The 6,000-nt window shown below is 73.8% G+C and carries 4 protein-coding genes; 3 read left to right on the plus strand and 1 reads right to left on the minus strand.

Going from position 1 to position 6,000, the window contains the following annotated elements; translation table 11 throughout:
• Window positions 1-791 precede the first annotated feature (791 nt).
• Window positions 792-1,952: a protein phosphatase 2C domain-containing protein gene (locus ACFWBB_RS38100; RefSeq protein WP_385282426.1), complete on the plus strand. Its 1,161-nt coding sequence runs from the start codon at window positions 792-794 to the stop codon at window positions 1,950-1,952.
• A gap of 62 nt (window positions 1,953-2,014) precedes the next feature.
• Window positions 2,015-3,757, plus strand: a complete 1,743-nt coding sequence (locus tag ACFWBB_RS38105; protein ID WP_385282430.1) for a pyruvate dehydrogenase — start codon at window positions 2,015-2,017, stop codon at window positions 3,755-3,757.
• Between the two features lie 25 nt (window positions 3,758-3,782).
• Here the strand turns inward: ACFWBB_RS38105 and ACFWBB_RS38110 are convergent, their stop codons facing one another.
• The gene (locus ACFWBB_RS38110; RefSeq protein ID WP_385282433.1) at window positions 3,783-5,123 is read right to left on the minus strand and encodes a helix-turn-helix domain-containing protein; all 1,341 of its coding nucleotides are present in this window, start codon (window positions 5,121-5,123) and stop codon (window positions 3,783-3,785) included.
• Window positions 5,124-5,346: 223 nt separating this feature from the next.
• Here ACFWBB_RS38110 and ACFWBB_RS38115 point away from each other — a divergent pair, with 223 nt between their 5' ends.
• Complete coding sequence (locus ACFWBB_RS38115; protein WP_385282436.1) at window positions 5,347-5,979, plus strand: hypothetical protein; 633 nt, start codon at window positions 5,347-5,349, stop codon at window positions 5,977-5,979.
• Window positions 5,980-6,000 lie beyond the last annotated feature (21 nt).

Consider the following 6,000-nt stretch of genomic DNA (forward strand, 5'->3'; position numbering starts at 1 on the left):
GTGCCGGTGCCGTCGAAACGGACCGGGGTGTCCGTCCGCAGGGGCGGCACCGGGCTCCCTGGGAGCCGCCGTCGGCGACGCCCGCCGGTCCCACGAGTTTCCCGCCCGGCCCACTACCGCCGGGCTTCGCCCAACGCGCGCCCCACACGTCGGCGCCCTCCGCCGCCGGGCCCTCCACGGCCGGGCCCTCCACGGCCGGGCCCTCCACGGCCGGGCCCTCCGCCGCCGGGCCCCACGCCTCGGCGCCCTCCACCGCCGGGTCCTCCGTCCCTGGGCCCGACGGCCCCGCGCCCTCCGCCGCCGGGCCCCGGCCCCCCGCGCGCTCCGTCCACGGGCCCCACGCCTCGGCGCCCTCCACCGCCGGGCCCTCCACCGCCGGGCCCCAGGCCTCGGGCCCCTCCACCGCCGGGCCCCACACCCCGGGGCCCTCCACCGCCGGGTCCTCCGTCCCTGGGCCCGACGGTCCCGCGTCTTTCGTTCCCGGGCCCCACGGTCCCGCGTCCTCCGTTCCCGGGCCCCACGGTCCCGCGTCCTCCGTTCCCGGGCCCCAGGACCCGGCCTCCTCCGCCGCTGCCAGCGGCGGCGTTGCGTCGGCGGCAGGGCTTCCTGGTGCTGCCGGATCTCCGGCGCCGTCCACTTCGCCCGCGCTGCCGTCCATCCCGCCCGCGCTGCCGTCCATCCCGCCCTCGCCGCCGGCGGTCTCACCGGGCGGGTCGGGCTGGGGCACGGAGTCGGGTCGCCGGGCGGGTACCGAAACGCCCGCAGCCTCCGTGCCGCCACCGCCGCCCGTGGTGCCACCCGTTCCGGCCCACGCGCCGCCTCCGCCTCCGCCGCCTCCGAGGGCCATCACCAACTCCGTCGACGGCGCGGCGTCCTCCCTCGGTGGGACGAACCCCGCGGCGGCCTCCGACTCCGCACCCGACCATCCCCCCACCCTCCTCGGCGTTCCCGCTCCTCCCGTTCCGCCGGCCCATCCGCCCCTGCCCGTCTCCAAGGGCTACGTCGGTTCCGGGCCGCCCACCTATGACGCGGAGCCCACCGCCCTTCCGCCCGCGGATCCGGACGACCTCGACGATCTGGTCGCCGACACCGTCCTGGACGGAGCCCGGTACGGGGCCTTCGCGCTGCGGGCCGCGTCCGTGCGGGGGGACTCCGCGCGCTACCGGGGCGAGCCACGCCGTGACTCGCTCCTCACCGCCCGCTTCGGCACGGGCGAGCACGCGCTGATCCTGGTGGCGATGGCGACCGGCGCCCGGGCGACCCCGGGAGCGCACCGGGCGGCCGCCGAGGTGTGCCGGTGGATCGGGCGGGCCGTGGGCCGCAGTCACGTCCGGCTCGCAGAGGACATAAGGGCGGCCCGGCGCGGAGACCTGAAGTCGGGCCTGCACCGTCTCACCGACCGCAGCCTCGGCCGGCTCCGCGCCGGCGCCGCCGAACAGGGCCTGGAACCGGACGAGTACGCGGCCACCTTGCGCTGTCTGCTGCTGCCCGTGGACTCCGCCTGCCGTACGCGCGTCTTCTTCGGCGTCGGGACCGGCGGACTGTTCCGGCTGCGCGGCGGGGTCTGGCGGGACATCGAGCCGCAGGTGGGCGAGGTGGCGGGCGAGCCGGTCGTCGGGTTCGGCTCGCTGCCCGCCGAGACACCCGACGCAGACCGGCTCACCATGGACCTGGGCATCACCACACCGCCGAACCCCTACGACCCGGACCCCGGACCGCCCCGCGAACCCTTCCGCTTCCGCGCCTCCGTAGCCCGCCCGGGTGACACGCTCCTGATGTGCAGCAGCGGCCTGGCCGAACCCGTGCGCGGCGAGCCCGGCCTGTCCGCGTACCTGACGGAACGCTGGTCGGGCCCCACCCCGCCCGGCCTCGCCGCTTTCCTCGCCGACACCCAGGTGAGGGTGAAGGGCTACGCCGACGACCGTACGGCCGCGGCCGTCTGGGAGGCGTAACCGGGTCGCCGCGGCCACTGTGGAGGGATGGACCCGAGGAGACCTGAGGGGTGCGTCGATCCATGGCCAAGCAGAACGTCGCCGAACAGTTCGTGGACATCCTCGCCCGCGCGGGAGTGAGGCGCCTCTACGGTGTCGTGGGGGACAGCCTCAACCCCGTCGTGGACGCGGTGCGGCGCAACCCCGCCATCGACTGGATCCACGTCCGTCACGAGGAGACGGCCGCCTTCGCCGCGGGCGCGGAGGCCCAGATCACCGGGCGGCTCGCGGCCTGTGCGGGCTCCTGCGGACCCGGCAACCTCCACCTCATCAACGGCCTCTACGACGCCCACCGCTCCATGGCCCCCGTCCTCGCCCTCGCCTCGCACATCCCGTCCAGCGAGATCGGTCTCGGCTACTTCCAGGAGACCCACCCCGACCAGCTGTTCCGCGAGTGCAGCCACTACAGCGAACTGATCTCCAGTCCCAAACAGATGCCCCGGCTGCTGCACACCGCGATCCAGAACGCGGTCGGCCGCGGCGGTGTCAGCGTCGTCTCGCTTCCCGGGGACATCGCCGATCAGCCGGCCCCCGAGAAGGCCGTCGAAACCGCTCTCGTCACCGCCCGGCCCACCGTCCGCCCCGGCGACGCCGAGATCGACGCGCTGGTGGCGATGATCGACGCGGCCGACAAGGTCACCCTGTTCTGCGGCAGCGGCACGGCCGGCGCGCACGCCGAGGTCATGGAGTTCGCCGGGAAGATCAAGTCCCCGGTGGGGCATGCGCTGCGCGGCAAGGAGTACATCCAGTACGACAATCCGTACGACGTGGGGATGAGCGGTCTCCTCGGCTACGGAGCCGCCTACGAGGCCACTCACGAGTGCGACCTGCTGATCCTGCTCGGAACCGACTTCCCCTACAACGCCTTCCTCCCCGACGACGTGCAGATCGCCCAGGTCGACGTACGGCCCGAACACCTCGGCCGACGTTCGAAACTCGACCTCGCCGTGTGGGGCGACGTACGGGAGACCCTGCGTTGTCTCATCCCACGGGTGCGGGCCAAGGAGAACCGGCGCTTCCTCGACCGGATGCTGAAGAAGCACGCCGGCGCGCTCGAGGGAGTGGTGAAGGCGTACACGCGGAAGGCGGAGAAGCACGTTCCCGTCCATCCCGAGTACGTCGCCGCCGTCCTCGACGAACTCGCCGACGACGACGCCGTGTTCACCGTCGACACCGGCATGTGCAATGTCTGGGCGGCCCGCTATCTGACGCCCAACGGCCGCCGCCGCGTCATCGGTTCCTTCTCCCACGGTTCCATGGCGAACGCGCTGCCCATGGCGATCGGCGCCCAGTTCACCGACCGCCGCCGTCAGGTCGTGTCGATGTCCGGGGACGGCGGTTTCGCCATGCTGATGGGAGATTTCCTGACGCTGGTGCAGTACGACCTCCCGGTGAAGGTCGTCCTCTTCAACAACTCGTCCCTGGGCATGGTCGAGTTGGAGATGCTGGTCGCCGGTCTGCCCTCGTACGGCACGGCCAACCGGAACCCCGACTTCGCCGCCGTCGCCCGCGCCTGCGGTGCCCACGGCGTGCGCGTCGAGAAGCCCGGACAGCTGGCGGGCGCGCTGAGGGACGCCTTCCGGCACAAGGGCCCGGCCCTCGTCGACGTCGTCACCGACCCCAACGCCCTGTCCATCCCGCCGAAGATCAGCGCCGAGATGGTGACCGGGTTCGCACTGTCCGCCTCGAAGATCGTCCTCGACGGCGGAGTGGGCCGGATGCTTCAGATGGCCCGTTCCAACCTGCGTAACGTGCCACGGCCGTAAGGGACGCCGGTGGGCCCGCGCCGTCTCAGCCGGCGGGGACCCACTGGCGTTCACCGTCGACGGAGCCGTACCAGTAACGGGGCAGTCCCTTGATGCCGCTCGTGCGGAAGGGGCGGCCGCGGTCGTCGACACGGACCGTGCCGGTGCGGCCCTGCGAGGACCAGTCGAGTTCGAGGTACCAGTCGCAGGCGCAGGTCTCGGTCCGCGCCGTGACCAGCAGGACCTCGGGGTCGGCGCTGGACACGCGATAGGGCAGGCTGACCGCCGGGATCGGCGTGCCCGCGTCGTTTCCGGCGACCGCGTGCGCCACGGGGCGGTCCTTGTCCAGGTCGACCGAGAAGTACCGCTTGCCGAGGGAGCCGCCGCAGCCCTGGTCCATGGCGTACGAGGTGCCCGGCAGGGGCGCGGCACGGCCGACGACCCGCACGCGCAGCGCCGTCAGGACGACGGCCGTGGAACTGCGGCCCTGCACCGAGATCTGCACATTGGTCTCCCGCCCGTGCACAGCGCCCTGGGCACTCGCCCAGAGTCCGGCGTCCTGCTCCGCCGGGGGCGGCGGAACCTGCGCAGGCTGCTTGCCGATGACGTAGTCGTGACTGCAGTTGAGCGCCCAGACCTGGGAATCGACGGTGTAGGCGAGCGGAACGCCCGGGGCGGGCGCCGAGGCCTGGCCGCCGGCCGGGGAGACGTCCGGAGCGGGCGAGGCCCTCCCGGGGCGGCCGGCGGAGGCGGCGGTGCCCGCCCCGGCGGAGCCGGCCGGGCCGGTGCTGGGCGTCGGGGAGTCGCGCGGGGCCGCCGTCCTGGCCGGACCCGTGGCGGACGCGGAGGACCGGACGACGTCACCGGAAGCCGACGGGTGGCCACCGGCGGGCAGCGCGGACAGTGTGCCCAGGGTGGCGAGCAGCGCGCAGGCGACCCCGACGGCGACCGTCGTGCGCCTGCGACGGTACCAACGCCGAGGCGGTACCTGGTTCCCGCCCGGTTCGCCCGGTTCCCGAGTCACGGCATCCGCCGGAGGTGAGGCTTCCGCTCCCGTCGGCACATCGGCGGCCTTCGCGGTCGACGTGGTCTCCGAGGGCGCCCTGATCTCCGGCGCTCGGTTCCGCTGGCGGGCCGCCACCGCGCGCAGCCATCGCCGGTGCAGTTCGAGGCGTTCCTCCGGTGTCGCCCCGCAGAACTCCGCGAGCCGTTCGACGGGGGCGAAGTCCTGTGGGACCGCTTCCCCGGCGCAGTACCGGTGCAGCGTCGAGGTGTTCATCCCCAGCCGGCGCGCGAGGGAGCCGTAACTGCGTTCCGTGCGCCCCTTGAGCTCCGTCAGCAGCGCCGCGAACTCCGTCACATCGGCCACACCGTCGTCGGTCGACACCGTTCTCCCCCGTGCTGGTCCGGCCCGGCGGTCATCCCAGGCGCCCATATATCTGCACGTCAGATGGGCTGGGATGGTTCCACCACGGCCGATCGGGCGAAGAGCGTTGCACCGGGCGGCCCGGACCGCCGATGCTCTTGGTGTCGCACCGACCAGGGCCGGACCGACCAACCGGCGCCGTGGCGACCACCCACAGCCATGCACTCACTCACGGGGGACACCCATGACCAAGCGCATCCGAGCAGGCACGCTCACCGGGCTCACCGCACTCACGGCCGCGGGCCTCACCCTCGGCGCCGCACTGGCCGCACCGGCGGACGCCGCCGTCCCGCGACCGCCCGGCTTCCTCTCGGCCGCCGACCTTCCGCCGCAGCCCGGCTCGTCCTGGACGGCCGGCCGGGTCACCGCCGGCGCTTCGCCGGACGTGGAGGCGGACCGCTGCCTCGGCATGGCGCTGGGCGACGGCCGGGACTCCTGGTACCGGGACTTCCGGACCGACCTCGACACCGGCGCCCGGCAGGTGAGTGTCGAACTGCCGGGCGTCGGCGCGGCGAAGGGCAGGTTCTCGCGGATCGACCAGGACATCAGGTCCTGCCCCGCGTGGATCGAGCAGGCCGACCCGGAGGTCGAGGCCACGCTCAGGGACTACGGGAAGCTGAACGTGGAGGAAGGCGCCCACGTCTACGGCCTGCACACCGAGACGTCCTGGGGCGCGACCGACATCCGCCTGCTCTCCGTCGGCCGGGACGGCACGAGGGTGACCGTCGTGGACTGGGGCCGGCTGGGCGACTTCGGTGACGCCCCGCTGAAGGCCTTCAAGAAGACGACCGTCACGGCCGTCGACAAGCTCCACTGACCCGCGGCCACCGAGGAAGAC

Origin of the sequence: Streptomyces sp. NPDC060000 (assembly GCF_042737375.1) — a bacterium.
In the GTDB taxonomy this organism is placed as follows: domain Bacteria; phylum Actinomycetota; class Actinomycetes; order Streptomycetales; family Streptomycetaceae; genus Streptomyces.